Raw genomic sequence first — 15712 nt, forward strand, 5'->3', positions numbered from 1 at the left:
CCAGTTCCCAGCCGTGGCGGGTGAGAGAGCGCGGCGGGCTTCGCCGGTCCCTCGGCGGCAGCGCCCGGCTTGCGGACCCCGGCCAACCGAGCGGGATTTTAGAGCCGGTCCGGCATGGTGCCGGGCCGACGGCACGAGGTGACCGGATGCTGGCGGCCTGCGAGCCATGCGGGAGAGACCGTGGACGACCCCAGCCTTCAAGGAGCCGGGAAATTGGCAACCACCGGCGCGGGCCATGACACTTCCAGTCAGCCGGGGGTCATCGGCATTGCGCTCGCCGCCGTGCTCACAGCCGCGCTCGCACAGGGTTCCTGGCAATGGTTCGCCACCTACGTCGGGGTGACGCTTCTTGCGCTGATCTTCACCTTTTACCGGCTGCCGGCATGGATGCCTGGCGCCCTCTCTGCGTACATGCGGAATCTGACTGCGTACTCGCTGGTCGTCGGCCTGTGCGTAGCGATCACATTGGCCCCGGCGCTGCAGCGCTGGGCGTGGCTCTTCCCGATGCCAGGCACCCGCGGCGCGTGTCCTGAGCTGGGCACGTACGAGGGCATCCACGCGGAGGCCGCACTGGCCAACCTGGCTGGTCGCGACCGTGCCGCCATGACTCACGCGCAGGAAATCCAGAGCGAAGCCGCCGTTTCCGACTGCCTTTCAGCCACGACGACCCTGTGGCTGCCGGTCTACGCGGCCGGGGCGGCCGCACTGGTGGGCCTGAGCGCGTGGTCCCTTGACCGGGCTCGGGTCAGGAAAGAGGCGGCCGCGGCCAGCCGGCCTCGCCAGGACTGAACGCGAGGGCGGACATGACAGGACGGCGAGGAGCAGCTGCCGGGCCGCTGCCGGCCGGTGAGCGACCGCAACGATCGGCACCATCACGGTGACGAGGCATTCGTCCAGGTCAGACGACATGGCCAACGGTGATGCTCAACCGGCCAACTGACGTGCTTGCCGGGGACCTTCACGTTTCAACACGGGACCTCCGCACCTTTCGAGCCACGTTTCCGCAGGTCATCGCATTCCGTCGGTTCCTCAAGGGGGCAGCGGCAACGTCCGGTGCGGTCGCAGAGGAGTAGCTGCTACCTGGCACAGAGGTCACTAGTCCTGGATTGCAGCGCTGGTTACGGTGGCTCTCATGGAACCAGCAACGGTGTTCGGCGAGGACGTGTTTCCTGGCCGGCAGCCCTGGGATGTTGTCTTCGACGCGCTCACCGTCTCGTACGGCGAGTTCTGGGTGCTGGCTGAGGGCGGTGATCGTGACGACGTGGAATCCGCCATCCCGGAAGGCGATGCGGTCTCTGGTCATGGCACGGCGGTTGGCGTGCCCACGCGGGAATCACGGACGGGCATCGAAGTCGCCCTCTCTGTCTGGGACGACACGCCGCCCGACGCAGACGGCGTATACCTCAACGCGTGCCGCATCGATGTCCCGGAGCGGGAGCTGAGAGTCGTCAACGTGGAGGGACGGGAGCCGGGCCCGGCCCTGGTGCTTCCGGACTCCGGTGCGTATGAGGTGAAGGTGTGGCGGCGCGTCTCTGACCGGCCGGAGCAGTACGACATCCGCGTGTGGCCGAGCCCCGGCCAGTGATACCGGCCGGGGCGTTTTGCCGTCAGGATGGCTAGAGGATCGTGACGTAGAACCTGTCCCGGTGCAGGATGCGGTCGTTGGAGTACCAGTTGCCCAGCAGCGCGCCGGCCGACCGGTTTTGGGAGGCGTCGAGGTACTTCACGGAGAAGTTCTTGTCACCTCGCCCTGCCCCTTCCCAGGTTGATCCGAAGGGACCACGCACCGGTTGCACGATCTCAGACGGTCCCCATCGCTGACGTCCGAGGACCGGGTGCGGCAGGCAGGCGAGATCTTGGGCTCCGGCGGCGCCTACGGGCTGCGCTATCAGATGCTGATCACGGCCCCCGAAACGCTAGGACACATGGCGGATCAGGCATTCACGAGACTTCGTGATCTGCTTGACTGCTCCCCTCCCTGAAGGGAGGGGATTCCTGGCTCAGACTGCCCGCTGAGGCAGCGCCTCAACGGGTCTTACGCCCTCAACACCAGCCGGGGCCAGACCAGCCCGGACCAGCATCACGCGGGCGGAGTTCTTATCCCTGGGGGATACGGCTCCGCATGCGGTGCAGGCATACGTTCTCTTGGAAAGAGGTAATGCGTGCTTGGTTCTCGCTCCGCACTGCGCACAGTCCATCGTGGTGTGCGCGGGGTGGATCAGGTGCACGGTCCGGCCGTGCTTGCGGGCCATCTCGACCAGCGCCGCCTTTGCGGCGCCGATCGCGGCGTCGGCCGCCTTCTTGGCCATGGTGGTCCTGGCGAGGAACTTCGGGCGGAAGTCCTCCACCGCGAGGGCGTCATGGTCGCGGACCACATTCTTCGCCCACTTTCTGACGGTGTCCTGTCGCTGCCGTGCCACCTTGGCGTGCAGTTTCGCTGTCTGCCGCTTTGCCTCGCGGTAGCCGTTCGACGCGGGCTTGCCCTTGGCCGGTCGGCGCCGGGCCATCATCCGCTGATAGCGCGCGAGCTTCTGCGCGGCCGTCTTGCCGTGCTGGGCGTGGAGAAGGTCGTGGGCGTCGGATGTGGTGGTGGCCGTCTCGCGCACGCCCCAGTCCACGCCGATCACCCGGCCGGTTGCGGGAAGCCGTTCGACGGCTGCGGGCACGACGAAGGAGGCGTACCACGCCCCCGTGCTGTCCTGGTACACGCGGACGCTGGACGGGTCGGCCGGAAGATCCCGCGACCACACCACCCGCAGCACGATTCCGCCCGCCAGGTGCAGACGGCCGTCCTTGAGGCGGAAGCCGCGCCGGGTGTAGTTCAGGCTCGGCCGTGCTTCACGCTTCTTCTTCCAGCGCGGCATTCCCGCCCGCCGGTGCTGCGGAAGCCGGTCCTTGATGTCCTTGAGCGCCTTGGCGCGGGATTTACCGAAGTCACGTATGAGCTGCTGCTGAGGAACGCTGGAGCCCTCTCGCAGCCACGGCGTTGTCCTCCGCGCCTCGGTCAGCATCTTGTCGAGTGCTGCCGGTCCGCACTTCTCCCCCTCGCGGTGGGCCTTCTTCGACCGGACCACGCACTCGTTCCAGATCCACCGGCAGCGCGCCCACTCCGCGGCCAGCAGAGCGAGCGCGGACGAAGAAACGCGCACACGGTAGGTGTACCGGGCCTGCCCGGCCTCCTGGCCCGTGATCGCTTCCGTCGTCATGCATCCGAAACCTATCCGGGAGGACTGACAGTTGGGAGCTCTTGATCCTTGTGGACTGGCTAGCCCAATCCCGTGGTGGACGCCGAATCGCACTGGCGGCGATTCGGCTATCCCTGCCCTGCTCCGCAGGAGTCCGATTCCTCCCCGGCCTGAAGGCCGGGGCATCCTCGGAGGCATCCGGTGACTGCTTCGATGAACCCGACGTACGCGCGGACCCTCAGTGGAGCGACGCACTATCGGCGCTCACCGACGCCCTCAAAGCGCTCCGGGCAGCAATGAGGGACGACCTCGCCGCTTCCTAGACATGGGGGGCCTTGCGGATAGCTTCGAACGGCGTTTCGGGCTTGGTCAGCTGTGTCGGTACTCGCCCGACGGCGGCCCCAGCCCCAGATCACCCCGGTCTGGGCGACTGCGCCTACACCGGCCAACTTGTCGACTGGGCCGACGACTTCCTCCACACCACCCTCAAAACGGTCTCCCGGCCCAAGGACACCAAGGGGTTCGACCTCTTAACGCCTCCGAGCGAACTTGCTGTCGTCCGCAGCGCGTTGCGGCACAGCAGGTCAACGCGCACACGTTCAAGATCGAGGCGGAAGTCCGCAGCTCAGCAGCTTTTGTCCACCGCCTGCTCCTGCTTGAAGCCGGGCAGGTCACAGGCCGTCGGTGGACTGCATCTCTCGCTGGACGTGGCAGGGCACCGCACAGGCATCCGCCGATGCCCGTCCCGCCGCCGAGCACCCTGCTCCTGGCCTTCGGCAGCGGATACGACAGGCCCGCCGGCCTCCGCGCAGGGTGCTGCGGGCCGGTCATCCGTGCCGGCGCAGGTCGTGGAAGAAGTCCGCGATGACGTGGAGCTGCCCGGAGCGGGCCGTCTGGTCGTAGACGTATTTGCCGACGGCGAGGTCGAGTACTCCGAGGCCGAAGGGTGAGAACACCAGTGGCCGGTCCGCGGGGGGTGTCACTCGTCCGGTCATGACGTCGTCGAGTGTGCCGTTCAGGAAGTCGCGGTTGCCGGTGAGCTGTTCGGCCAGGTGCGGGGAGGTGTTGGCTGTGAGGCAGTGTTCGACGTCGTCGACGATGTTGGCCGAGGCGAGGATGATCTCGGGTGCGAGGTCGCGCAGGGACACGTGCAGGACCAGGGGGTTGTGGCCGAACCAGGCCGGGTCGCTGATGTGCGGCTCGCCGGCGATGGTGGCGAAGACGACGAGGTCGCTGCAGCGGATCAGTTCCTCGGGGCTGTCGTGGACGGTGATCTGTCCGGCGGTGCCGGTCTGCTCCAGGCAGTCGCGGAAGCCGGCGGCGCTGTGGGGGGACAGGTCGTGGACGCCCGTCTCCTCGAAGGTCCAGCCGGTGCCGGTCAGGAAGGTGTGGATGTAGCGGGCGATCAGGCCCGTGCCGAAGAACCCGATGCGGGTGGGGCGTTGCCGGTTGCGGGTGAGGTGGCCGGCGGCGAGGGCGGCCGATGCGGCGGTTCTGGTGGCGCTGATGATGGAGCTTTCCAGGCAGGCGAAGGGGTAGCCGGTGTCGTGGTCGTTGAGGATGAGCACGGCCGAGGCGCGCGGGATGCCTGCTTCGACGTTGCCGGGGAAGCTGGAGATCCATTTGAGGCCGTCGACGCGCACCTGGCCGCCGATCGAGGCGGGCAGCGCGATGATCCGGGAGGAGGGGCGGTCGGGGAAGCGCAGGAAGTAGGAGGGCGGGTTGACCGACTCTCCGGCGGCGTGCAGCCGGTAGGTGGCCTCGATGAGGTCCACGATCTGCTTTTCCCGGCCCCCCAGGGCCTGCTGGACCTGGGCGCCGGAGATCACGGCGAACGGGGGCACGGCGGGCGGCTGGGACATGGGGGGCTGCGCGGCGGGCGGGCGCTGGGCGGTCATCGGCAGCTCACCTCGGCAGCCGGCGTGCAGTCGGCCCGGTGCAGCGGCTCGGCCAGGGCGACGAGTACCTCGCGGGGTCCCTCGTAGGCCTCCCTGCTGTGTGCGGTGCGCAGGTTGTCGACGAGCATCAGGTCGCCGCTCTGCCACGGTTCGCGGATGGTGTGGGCGGTGTAGGTGTCGCCCAGGAGCCGGATGATGTCCTCGCCGATCGGGTCGCCGCTGCCGAAGCGGGTGTTGAACGGCAGTTGGCCGGCGCCGTAGACGTCGATGAGGTATTCGCGGATTTCGGGTTCGATCGTCCATTCGTTGAGGAACGCGATCTGGTTGAACCAGCAGCGGCGGCCGGTGACCGGGTGGGCCGTCACGGCGGGGCGGTGCTGGCGGGTGCGCAGGCTGCCGTCGCTCTGCCAGGCGAAGTCGATGGCGTGGGTGCGGCAGTAGTCCTCGATGGCGGTGCGGTCGTCGGTGCCGAAGGCCTGGGCGCAGGGGGCGCCGATCTCGTCGTTGTAGGTGCGGGTGAGCAGCCAGCCTTCCTGTTCGAAGCGGTGGACCAGCTCGGTGGGCAGTGCCTCAAGGACGGTGGGGGCGTCGGCGATGGCGGTGGCTCCGCCGGTGGTGGGTGCGCTCAGGCAGGCGAACAGCATCAGGCCGGGGGGCTGGTGGGTGTAGCTGAGTTCGTGGTGCATGCACATCGGCTGGTTCGGCGGCCATGCCGAGGAGGAGTACACGCCCGGGGTGTAGCTCTGGCGGGGCGCGAAGGCTTCCTTGTCGGTCATCAGGGCCGGGGCCAGTTCGTGGAAGACGGCGCCGGCCTGGTCCGCGTCGCGCAGGTGCAGGCCGCGGACGAGGAGTGCGCCGTGTTCGGTGACCAGGGTGCGCAGTGCGTGGCGGTGTCCGGCCGCCCAGGCCGGCGCGTCGTCGGGGGTGCCGGTGTGCAGGATCGGGGGTTTGCCGGCGTGCAGGTCCGCCTCGAGCAGGGACGCCGGGATCGGGTTGGGCATGGTGCTTTTCCTTTCGATGTGGTTCAGCAGGAGGTCAGTGGTGCGGTTGCGTGGCGCTGGGGTTGGTTGTCGAGCAGGGCGGCGAGGTCGGTGAGGACCGGGTGTGCGGTGACGTCCTTGAGGGACACGGCGCGGTCCAGGGCGATGGCGAGCTTCACCGCCGACAGGGAGGTGCCGCCGCGGTCGAAGAAGTGGTCGCGGCGTCCGATCCGGTCCTCCTGGATGCCGAGGACCTGTCCCCAGGCGGCCGCCAGCCGCTGCTCGGCCGGTGTGGCCGGCGGCTCGTGGTCGTCCTCGGTGGTGCCCAGTTGCGCGGCGAGCGCCACCAGCGCCTTCTTGTCGGTCTTGCTGTTGGCGGTCAGCGGCAGGCTTTCGCGCCAGTGGAAGGCGCAGGGGACCATGTAGGCGGGCAGCGAGGCACCCAGCCGGTCGGCAAGGGCCTGGGTGTCGAGGGGGTGGGGGCCGCAGTAGAAGGCGACCAGGTGCCTGCTCCGGTCGGCGCGTTCGGCCACCACCACCGCGCCGTCGCGGACACCGGCAAGGCGCAGCAGGGTGTTCTCGATCTCGCCGATCTCGATCCGGAACCCGCGGATCTTGACCTGGGCGTCGCGGCGGCCGAGGAACTCCAGCTTCCCCGAAGGGTGCCAGCGGCCGTAGTCGCCGCCGAGGTAGAGCCGCATGCCTTCGCGGTGCGGATCGGCCAGGTAGGCCGCCTGGGTGCGTTCGGGGTCGTTGATGTAGCCGCGGCCGACACAGACCCCGGAGAACGCGATCACACCCGGGGCGCCCAGCGGCACCGGTGCGAGGTGTTCGTCGACGACGTAGACGTGCACGTTGTTGACCGCGCGGCCGAGCAGGATGCGCTCCGGCGCCCGGTCCATGACGTCGTGGTTGGTGTCGTCGGAGGTCTCGGTCAGCCCGTAGGCGTTGACCAGGGCGATCCGGGGCTGGGCGGTGAACCAGCGCTCGGCGAGTTCCTTCTTCAGCGCCTCGCCGGTCACCGACACGTAGCGCAGGTCGGGCAGCGTGCGGGGGCGCTGTTCGAGCTCGGTCAGGACGGCTTCGAGGTAGGAGGGCACGACCTGCAGGACGGTGACCTTGCCGTCGGTGAGGGTGTCGAGGAAGCGGGGGACGTCGAGGATGACGTCCTGTTCGACCAGCAGGGTCCGCCCGCCGGCCAGCAGCGCGCAGAGAAGTTGCCACAGGGAGATGTCGAAGCACTGCGGCGCGGTCTGGGCCACCACCTGTCCCTCGCCGACCTTCAGGTCGTCGATCTTGGCGTAGAGGTGGTTGAGCATGCCGGCGTGTTCACACATCGCGCCTTTCGGCGCGCCCGTGGAGCCGGAGGTGAAGTAGATGTAGGCGAGCTGGCCGGGCGTGACGCGGATGCCGAGATCATCGTCGGCGTGGTCTTCTTCGCAGGCCGCCTCGACCAAGAGCCTCTCGGCTCCGGGCAGGGAGTCGAGTGCCTGGTCGAGGGTGGTGGTGCTGCCGGATTCGGTCAGCACCAGGGTGCATTGGGCGCGGGAGAGGGTGGCAGCGATGCGTTCGGCCGGGAAGTGCGGCTCGATGGGGAGGTAGACACCTCCGGCTTTGAAGACCGCGATGACGGCGGCCAGCCAGTTGAGGTTGCGTTCGCTCACCACCGCGACGACGCCTTCGCGGGCAAGCCCGCGGGCCGCAAGGGCGCGGGCCAGCCGGTTTGCCCGGGCGTTGAGCTCCCCATAGGTCCACTGCCGGCCGGCGTGCACGGCGGCGAGCGCATCCGGATGCATCCGCACCCGGTCCTCGAACAGCTCATGCACCCGCCGATCGGGCAACTCCCGGACCACTCCGGCCAGTTCCTCGAGCTGGAAGCGCAGCTCCTGGCCGGACAGCAGGCTCTGGCGTGCGTGTTCGGCATCGGGGTCGGCGGTGATCAGCGCGAGCGCGGTCAGGTGATAGCCGGCGATGCGGGCGGCGCTGTCGGCGTCGAGCATCTCGGTGCGGTAGCGCAGCCGCACTACGAGCCGGCCGTCGTGGTGAGCGATGCCCACCCGCAGCACGGTGTCCCCGGTGAGGTCTGCGCCGGCGCCGGTGAGATCGAGGACGGTCTCGAACGACGGCCCGGTCAGGCCCAGTTCGCGCCGTTGGGCGTCGATGTCCTCGGCCGGGACGTGCTGGTGTGCCAGCAGTTCGGTGGCGGCCCGGTGGGTGTGGTGCAGCAGTTGGCGCCATGAGGCGGGTGCGGTGGTCAGCCGGCACGGCAGCAGGCTGCCGCCCTCGGCGACGTAGCCGGTGGTGATCTCCTGCTCGCCGGACAGTGCCGCGAGCACCTTGGCGTGCGCGGCCAGCAGGAGGGAACTGAGCGGCACCGCCAGCTCGCCCGCCAGCCGGCGCAGCCCGGCCACGGTGTCGTGGGGGGCCGGTGTCTCGTACTGGCCCACGCCGGTCACCGGGTGGAGGGTGAAGCGCGGGGCCGGGGTGAAACCGCCGGCTGTCAGGACGCCGCGCCAGTACTCCCGGCCGGTCTGCGTGCGACTCATATGCGTTGCCATCGGGTCTCTTCCTCTGCTTGGTGCCGGTGTCGCGGTGTCAGTTGCGGTCAGTTGCCGCGTGCCGGGGCGGCGTGGGTGGCGGTCTGTTCCCGGCGGGCCTCGAGGCGGGTTCTGCCGTCCCGCATGTCCCGGGCCGGGTTGCCTCCCCACCCGGCGTGCGCGGGGATTTCCTCGCCCTTCATGAGGAAGGAGTCGGGGGCGAGCAGGGCGCCGTCGCCGATCGTCACGCCGTAGTGGACGAAGGCGCCGACCCCGAGGGTGCAGCCGGCACCGATCGTGCTGTGGTCGGACTTGAAGGCGCCGTCCTCCTGCGAGTGGCACTGGATCACGGTCCCTGCGTTCAGCGTGCTGTCGTCGCCGACGGTGACGAGGGTGCGCTCCGGGAAGGAGCAGCCGTCGTCGAAGACCCGCTTGCCGATCCGGGCCCCCAGCAGCCGCCAGATCATGCTCTTGAAGGGGGTGCCGTTGAAGACCTGGATGTAGTCGGTCGAGGCCATCTTCCAGAAGCGTTCATGGCGCCAGAAGGAGGGCTCGTAGATCGAGCAGTACAGCGGCTTGTGGGGCTTGAATCCCGTGACGGCCCGTTCGAACAGAGCGAAGTGGACAACGGTGAACGCGAGGGTGAGAACGCCGGCCAGCGCGAACGCCGGCGCGCCGATCGAGGGGTAGAGGCCGGCTGCGCCCATCGTGATGAGAGTGATCACGAAGAAGTGGATCCACCGCACCAGCAGGTACAGGCCGGCGGTGGCGGCATTGTGCTTGTTCTTGGCGGCCAGGCGGCGGCGCAGCTCGTCGCCGGTCTGCAGGTGGTTGAACTTGTTGTCACGCATCACCGTGCGCGGGATCTCGAAGCTGGGCGAGCCCAGCAGGCCCGTCCCCTCGCGCACCGGTCCGTCGATGGGGACCATGACCTTCGTCGCGAGCAGGCAGTTGTCGCCGGTCTTGCCCTGCGCGGGGTAGGCGATGTTGTTCCCGAGGAAGTTGCGGGGCCCGATCGACGTGCGGGACACCCGGAAGGAGGTGCTGGAGAAGTCGGCGTTCATGATGGACAGTCCGTCGGCGACCATCGTGCCGGTGCCGACAGAGCTCAGATACGGACTCTCGTGCCGCACCTGCGTGCCGAAGTTCGACCCGGTCTGCTCGACGCGGGACAGGTCGTATCCGAGGTAGCGCAGGTAGTGCACGATGCCGGAGCTGTCGCCGAAGAGGGCGGTGAAGAACTTCCGGTTGGTCATCAGCGCGACCGCCCGCTGGATGCCGTAGTGGAAGCCGTACAGCGGATAGACCCTGCCGGGCTTGATGAGCCGGTTGAGCACGCGTGGCACGGTGCCCACGACGAGGAGGCCGGCGAGTGCGGCGCCGAAGAAGAGGACGACGGAGACGGTCAGGGCATCCAGGTAGAACGCCGCGCTGGTGAACGCCACCGGCTCCGGGCGCAGCAGCGCACTGGGCTGCGGGATTTCGGCGAGCAGGACGCTCACGCCGCCTATCGCCAGCGGCAGATACACCGCCAGGATGTTCAGCAGCTGCAGGACGCCGTAGACGGTCCTTTTGACGGTGGGGCAGCCGGCGGGGCCGACCGTGCGGTAGTCCACCTCGGCCGGCTGCGCCGGGGACCCGTGCCGGCGTTCGCCGTCGGGCACCCGCTGTCCGGTGTGCAGGCAGGAGGCGTGGCCCAGCTGGGCACCGTCGCCCATCGAGGTCCCGATGTCGAGGACCGTGTGCTCGCTGACCAGGACGTGGCTGCCGAGCGTGACCGGGCCGGTCTGGATCAGGCCGGCGTGGGCGCGGTAGCAGGAGATGAGCGCATCCTTGCGGATGACCGTGCCCTCCTTGATGGTCAGCAGGTCGGTGCAGACCGGGATCGTGCGGGAGAGGAACGTGACACCTTTGCCGATCCGTGCGCCGAGCGCCCTCAGGTACAGCACGTAGAGCGGCGAGCCGGCGAACAGGCGCAGGGGGCTGGTGCGGATCAGGGTCTTGACGACCCAGAAACGCAGATAAGCCATGCCCCACACGGGGAACTCGCCGGCTTTCCAGCGGCCGATGAGCGTCCACTTCGCCAGGACGGGCAGGGTGCACAGGCCCACAAAGCCCGCGCCGGCGAACAGGACCGACCGCAGGTAGGAGTCGAGCAGACCGGAGCCGGCGCAGATCCACTCGTAGCCTTCGACGGCGACGAGGGCGGTGAGGCAGGAGTAGCCGAGGAAGATCAGCAGCTGCAGCGTTCCGCACAGGACGTAGCGCGGCGTGCCGGCCGGTGTCGGCACCTCGGCCGGCACCTCGGCCGGGGCTGGCGCCGGGTCCGTGCCGGGGGCGGGTGACGGCGCGGGGGCGGGTGCGGCGTCGGTGAGCGCGGTGGCCAGGCTCCGGATGGTGGGGTGCCGGTAGATGTCCTTCATCGACACCGCCGGCAGGTCCGCCCGCTTCCTGACCCGGGCACAGAACTGGGCCATCACCAGGGAATCGGCGCCCAGGTCATGGAAGAAGTGACTGTCGGCCGGCACCTGCTCGACGCGCACGACGCCGGCCAGCACCTCGGCCAAAAGCCCCTCGGTGCCGGCCGCCGGGCAGGCGTCCTGGCCGTCCTGGCGGGCCGTGATGTCAGCCGGATCGGCCGTCAAGACCTCGACAGATTTCCCTGGCACGTGAGCTCCTTGAAGACGTTTCGGTCAGCGTCGGTCGGTGCGGGGCGGATTCGTGATGCCCGCCTCTCCAGTAGGCCCGGCCGGGGAGTTCCTGTCCTGCCCCTGAATGTCGGGGCTTGACGCAACACACCGGTCTTGATAGCCCGACCGCTCTGCCGGTCATCGCCCTGTGTTCCCTTGCTTTCTGTGCCCGTCGCCCGGCACTCGGCCGCGTATCACAGGCACCCGTTCAATCCGCGGGAAAATCGCGCGGGAATTGCATTGACCGCCCCGTCTTGCCCGCCGTTTTCCGGGTGGGGACCAGGTATCCCGGCGGGGCAGGCCACGAGGGCAGGGACACGGTCGTGACCAGGCCCGCAGGCGGCGGATGACCCTGGTGCCGGTGGCCGGTCCAGCCCCTGTCCCGGGCACGAGCAGGACCGCCTATGCGCGAACGGGGCGTGTGTCAAGTCCCGAATTTGGGTGGCATGACAAGGCTGCTCCGATTCGGGCGTACTGGAAGTGTTCCGGCGAATCGCAATCCCGCCGGCGAATTCTTCCCCGGGCCGCGCCGAGACGGATCAGCGGCCGGGGCCCGCTGATCCGCAGCTGAGGAGGCGACCATGCCCGTCATATCCGTTCCCCAGGCCTTCAACGAGGACGACCTCTACGTCGACCTCGAGGGAATCTTCGGGCAGTCGCTGTTCCTCAAATGCGAGGGATTCAATTTCGCCGGCTCGATCAAACTCAAGGCCGCCACCGAAATGGTCGAGGCCGCCGAACGCGACGGCCTGCTGACCGAGGACTCGGTCCTGGTCGAGTCGTCCTCGGGCAACCTGGGCGTGGCCCTGAGCATGATCGCAGCCAGCAAGGGCTACCGGTTCCTGTGCGTGACCGACTCCCGCTGCAACCTGTCGACCAGGATGATGATGGAGGCCCTGGGCAGCCAGGTCCACATCATCACCGAGCCCGACCCCGTCGGCGGCTTCCTCGGCGCGCGCATCGACCACGTCCGCGCGCTGTGCGCATCCGACGACCGCTATGTGTGGCTCAACCAGTACACCAACCCCAGCAACGGCATGGCCCACTACCGCAGGACCGCCCCGGCCATCGCCCGGCAGTTCCCCGACCTGGATGTGCTGTTCGTCGGGGCCGGCACCACCGGGACCCTGATGGGCTGCGCGCGCTACTTCCGCCAGTGGCACCGGCCGGTGCGCATCGTGGCCGTCGACAGCGTGGGCTCGGTGACCTTCGGGGGCGCCCCGGGCCGGCGGATGATTCCCGGCCTGGGCACCAGCAGGCGCCCGCCGCTGCTGGACGAGTCCTATGTCGACGATGTGGTGTGCGTGGCGGAGGCCGACACCATCCGGGCCTGTCACCGGCTGGCCAGGCGCGGGTTTGTGTTCGGGGGTTCCACCGGCACAGTGGTCAGCGGCGCGATGGACTGGCTGTCCCGGCAGCAGGGAGGGGAGCTGACCGCGGTGGCCATCGCCCCGGATCTGGGTGAGCGGTATCTGGAGACCATCTACCAGACCAACTGGGTGCAGGACCTGTACGGCGAGGACGTCCTCGGCTCCCCGGAGCTGACCAGCGCATCCCACGCGGCCTGACCCCCCGCACGGTGAAGCCCCCGCACATCGCAAAGACCCAGCGGCACAGGCCCGCCTGACAACGTGCCGGTTGCCCCCGCCGCGCGGGACGTGGGGGTCCCGGCCCTCAGACGCATCGGCCTGCCCCACCACGGCCGCGGCCACGGCCGCACAGCCCACAGTCCCGGGGAGAGCGGGAGGGCACACGGCGGCTGGACTCCCCCGCCTGAGCAGCGACCAGCACCCTCGCTGCGGCCGCTTCACAGGCGGGTTCCGGGAACCGGAGCACGGCCGGCCCGACGGCCCCTCGCTGCCTGCTGGCGTACATGACAGCGCGAGAAGGACGGGCGCCCCCGCGCGCAGGATCCGTGTGCCGGGGCCGTCCTTGCCGCCACGGGGTCCCGCGTTCACGGCATCCTCAGCCCCGGCCACGAGCCGACCGGCGGACTCTGCCTGCACACCGGCGGGCAGTGGTTTGCGGTACTCGGATCTCGTTCCCTGCCTGTGCTACGGCCGCAAGCCGCCTTCGCTGCCGGCCGGGCAGACGTACCGCATCAACCAGCTCAGGGTCTTCCGTGCGGCGGCGGTGCGCTTCGCATAGGCGGGCCCCTGTCTTTCACGGCACCGCTACCGTTGCCGCGTTCCGGCTCTGGCTCCGCCCCTCACCCGTCGGACAGTCCTCAGGCCTTCGGCTGGGTGAAGCGGATGCTGTTGCCGAAGGGGTCGCGCAGGCCGCAGTCGGTTCCGTACGGACGATCGGTGGGTTCCTCGGTGAACTCCACGCCCCGGCCCAGCAGCGTCTCGTACGTCGTGCGGCAGTCGTCCGTACTGAAGATGAGATGGCCACCCATCACGCCCTTGGTCACCAGCTCGCGGACCTGCTGCGCCGTCTCCTCGGACATCGCCGGAGCGCCCGGCTTCTCCAGCAGGATCTGGCGCTCCGGGCGGCCGGGAACGCTCACGGTCAGCCAGCGCATGGAGCCCAGCTCGACGTCGGCGTTGACCTCCAGGCCAAGCTTGCCGACGTAGAAGTCGAGGGCCTCGTCCTGGTCGAGGACGTAGATCTGCGAGTGCGTGATGGCGGTGAACATGTGCATCACGCTACCGGGCAGGCCGGACGAAAACTTATCCGAAACTGCTCAGCCGACGGACGGTACGGGCAGTGCGGACGCTCAGGCACTCGGCCGCATCCACGCCATCGTGAAACACGTCGGTACACCCGTGGCCGCCGCCTCCTTGCGGTACGCCCTCGGTGACCGGCCGACGATGGCGCGGAACGTACGGCTGAAGGTTCCCGGGCTGCCGAAGCCGACCCGGAAGCAGATGTCCGTCACACTGCGGTCGGTCTCCCGCAGCAGGAACATCGCCCGCTCGACACGGCGGCGCTGCAGGTAGCGGTGCGGCGTCTCGCCGAACGTGGCCCGGAAGGTGCGCGTGAAGTGCGCCTGCGACACATGGGCGATCCGGGCCAGCGCCGGGACGTCCAGCGGCTGCGCGTAGCCGCGGTCCATCGCATCCCGTGCCCGCAGCATGCGGCGGTTGGACTCTTCAGCAGCGCGGCCCACGGCGCCATCACACCACGGTTCTCCGCCCTCCGTGACAGACCCGGTGACCTATCCGCTCCGCCCCCTCCCCGCGCAAGTGGTGCACCACGACGGCCCGCCCCCCGCAGTACCGCCCACCAGGGCGTGCCCGGCAAGTCACCGACCACCCACCGGACAGCCCTGGACGCCCAGGCGAGAAAGGGCGCTCCCCGCACATGTGGGGGTCTGTTTGCGGTGAGGAGTGTGCAGCTCCCATCCGCACGGTGCTCCCCACGCGGGCTACCGACGGAATGCGGCTCGCGGGGTGACGGAATGGCCCGTCGCGTCACTGGGAGGGGACGCCGCCGCGAGCCCGGCAAAGCCGCGGCGGGTGTCCAATTCGGGAGCGGTCATGGAGCCGTGTTATGTCGCATCAGGAAGCCGTGTCCTGCGGCGTGATGGCGCGGACCACCTCGGATACATGTCGGTTCATGCGGATGCTGGCCATGCCTGTCGTAAAGAGGGCTGTGCCGGCTATGGCTGTCGGAATCGAGGCGCCCAGGACCGCAAGCAGCTCAGGCCAGTCGCGCTCGGCCTCACACCGGCCGCCACCGGCGGCCAGCTCGTTGGCTTCCCGCCGGTCAGTGAAGAACCGGGAGTCGCAGTCCGCCGGGCCGCCCTGCGCCTGATCGACGGTGTAGGGCGTGAACAGCAGAACGGCGAACCAGAGCCACAGGGCTCCAGTGGCGGCGAGCAGGACCACCCCCCACTTCCGCAGACGCGCGGAACTCTCGTCGAAGTACTCCATGGTGTAGGTCACAAGAGGCATGGCGCAGCAACCTACCGCCTCGAACAAAGAGGGAGATCGACCGGTCGATCCACCCACGGAAGTTCACCGGGAATCTGCACGCCTCTACGCGGGACTCTCGCCCGGCAGCGCCCGTGTTTCAGCAGGTCAGCGAATTCCGTCGGTTATCCCACGCATGTGGGGGTCTGTCGTCGTCCAACTGGCAGAGCTACTTGGCCGTCTTGGCGCTCCCCACGCAGGTGGGGGGTCTGTCCAGCCACGACGGGGCTCGTCGAGCAGCAGGTGCTCCCCACGCCTGCGGGGTTGGTCCGGCGACCTACGCTGCATCGGTCCTGCGACTGCTTCTCGCGCCTGCGGGAGTGCCGACGCACCGTCAGGCATAGTCCACGAAGCCGGTGTTGAACGCGTCTGCGATGCCCGCCGCGCGAACTCTCCCGCGAACACGACATCACCCAGAGTCCCCGCGCATGGCCGGCAAGCCAGCAGAATGCCAGGCCGAACGCGCCTTCCTGCAGGAGTTCTCACTCCACTGCGCGGCCAGTTC

The 15712-nt window shown here is 69.0% G+C and carries 11 protein-coding genes; 3 read left to right on the plus strand and 8 right to left on the minus strand.

Annotated features, from left to right (window positions below):
• The first annotated feature begins 213 nt into the window (after window positions 1–213).
• On the plus strand, window positions 214–789 hold the full coding sequence (locus tag ACZ3H8_RS36270) for a hypothetical protein (protein WP_467409062.1): 576 nt from the start codon (window positions 214–216) through the stop codon (window positions 787–789).
• 343 nt (window positions 790–1132) lie between these two features.
• Complete coding sequence (locus ACZ3H8_RS36275; protein ID WP_467409065.1) at window positions 1133–1585, plus strand: hypothetical protein; 453 nt, start codon at window positions 1133–1135, stop codon at window positions 1583–1585.
• Window positions 1586–2000: 415 nt separating this feature from the next.
• On the opposite strand, the gene ACZ3H8_RS36280 is transcribed toward ACZ3H8_RS36275, so the two are convergent.
• From ACZ3H8_RS36280 to ACZ3H8_RS36300, 5 genes are all read right to left on the minus strand, one after another.
• Complete coding sequence (locus ACZ3H8_RS36280; RefSeq protein WP_467409066.1) at window positions 2001–3206, minus strand: RNA-guided endonuclease InsQ/TnpB family protein; 1206 nt, start codon at window positions 3204–3206, stop codon at window positions 2001–2003.
• Window positions 3207–4012: 806 nt separating this feature from the next.
• A complete protein-coding gene (gene sbnB, locus ACZ3H8_RS36285; protein ID WP_467409067.1) occupies window positions 4013–5083 on the minus strand; it encodes a 2,3-diaminopropionate biosynthesis protein SbnB in 1071 nt (356 codons plus the stop codon).
• A complete protein-coding gene (locus tag ACZ3H8_RS36290; RefSeq protein ID WP_467409069.1) occupies window positions 5080–6084 on the minus strand; it encodes a TauD/TfdA family dioxygenase in 1005 nt (334 codons plus the stop codon). Before ACZ3H8_RS36290 ends, sbnB begins: the two co-directional genes overlap by 4 nt.
• 23 nt (window positions 6085–6107) lie before the next feature.
• Window positions 6108–8609 carry a non-ribosomal peptide synthetase gene (locus tag ACZ3H8_RS36295; protein ID WP_467409070.1) on the minus strand — a complete coding sequence of 834 codons (2502 nt, stop codon included), beginning with the start codon at window positions 8607–8609 and terminating at the stop codon, window positions 6108–6110.
• 59 nt (window positions 8610–8668) lie between these two features.
• Window positions 8669–11269: a Pls/PosA family non-ribosomal peptide synthetase gene (locus ACZ3H8_RS36300; RefSeq protein ID WP_467409073.1), complete on the minus strand. Its 2601-nt coding sequence runs from the start codon at window positions 11267–11269 to the stop codon at window positions 8669–8671.
• 602 nt (window positions 11270–11871) lie between these two features.
• Here ACZ3H8_RS36300 and sbnA point away from each other — a divergent pair.
• Window positions 11872–12858, plus strand: a complete 987-nt coding sequence (sbnA, locus tag ACZ3H8_RS36305) for a 2,3-diaminopropionate biosynthesis protein SbnA (protein WP_467409074.1) — start codon at window positions 11872–11874, stop codon at window positions 12856–12858.
• Window positions 12859–13517: 659 nt separating this feature from the next.
• Here sbnA and ACZ3H8_RS36310 read toward each other — a convergent pair.
• The 3 genes from ACZ3H8_RS36310 to ACZ3H8_RS36320 all read right to left on the minus strand — a co-directional run bounded on the left by ACZ3H8_RS36310 (window position 13518) and on the right by ACZ3H8_RS36320 (window position 15189).
• Complete coding sequence (locus ACZ3H8_RS36310; RefSeq protein ID WP_467409075.1) at window positions 13518–13928, minus strand: VOC family protein; 411 nt, start codon at window positions 13926–13928, stop codon at window positions 13518–13520.
• A gap of 81 nt (window positions 13929–14009) precedes the next feature.
• Window positions 14010–14402: a helix-turn-helix domain-containing protein gene (locus ACZ3H8_RS36315; RefSeq protein ID WP_467409078.1), complete on the minus strand. Its 393-nt coding sequence runs from the start codon at window positions 14400–14402 to the stop codon at window positions 14010–14012.
• 391 nt (window positions 14403–14793) lie between these two features.
• Window positions 14794–15189, minus strand: coding sequence for a hypothetical protein (locus ACZ3H8_RS36320; protein ID WP_467409079.1), 396 nt, complete (start codon window positions 15187–15189; stop codon window positions 14794–14796).
• Window positions 15190–15712 lie beyond the last annotated feature (523 nt).

Source organism: Streptomyces sp. NPDC002868, assembly GCF_055563295.1.

Coding starts and splice junctions, on each gene's coding strand:
- ACZ3H8_RS36295 (WP_467409070.1), bottom strand. CDS start 8,609: ATGAGTCGCACGCAGACCGGCCGGGAGTACTGGCGCGGCGTCCTGACA.
- ACZ3H8_RS36280 (WP_467409066.1), bottom strand. CDS start 3,206: ATGACGACGGAAGCGATCACGGGCCAGGAGGCCGGGCAGGCCCGGTAC.
- ACZ3H8_RS36290 (WP_467409069.1), bottom strand. CDS start 6,084: ATGCCCAACCCGATCCCGGCGTCCCTGCTCGAGGCGGACCTGCACGCC.
- ACZ3H8_RS36275 (WP_467409065.1), top strand. CDS start 1,133: ATGGAACCAGCAACGGTGTTCGGCGAGGACGTGTTTCCTGGCCGGCAG.
- ACZ3H8_RS36310 (WP_467409075.1), bottom strand. CDS start 13,928: ATGTTCACCGCCATCACGCACTCGCAGATCTACGTCCTCGACCAGGAC.
- sbnB (WP_467409067.1), bottom strand. CDS start 5,083: ATGACCGCCCAGCGCCCGCCCGCCGCGCAGCCCCCCATGTCCCAGCCG.
- sbnA (WP_467409074.1), top strand. CDS start 11,872: ATGCCCGTCATATCCGTTCCCCAGGCCTTCAACGAGGACGACCTCTAC.
- ACZ3H8_RS36320 (WP_467409079.1), bottom strand. CDS start 15,189: ATGCCTCTTGTGACCTACACCATGGAGTACTTCGACGAGAGTTCCGCG.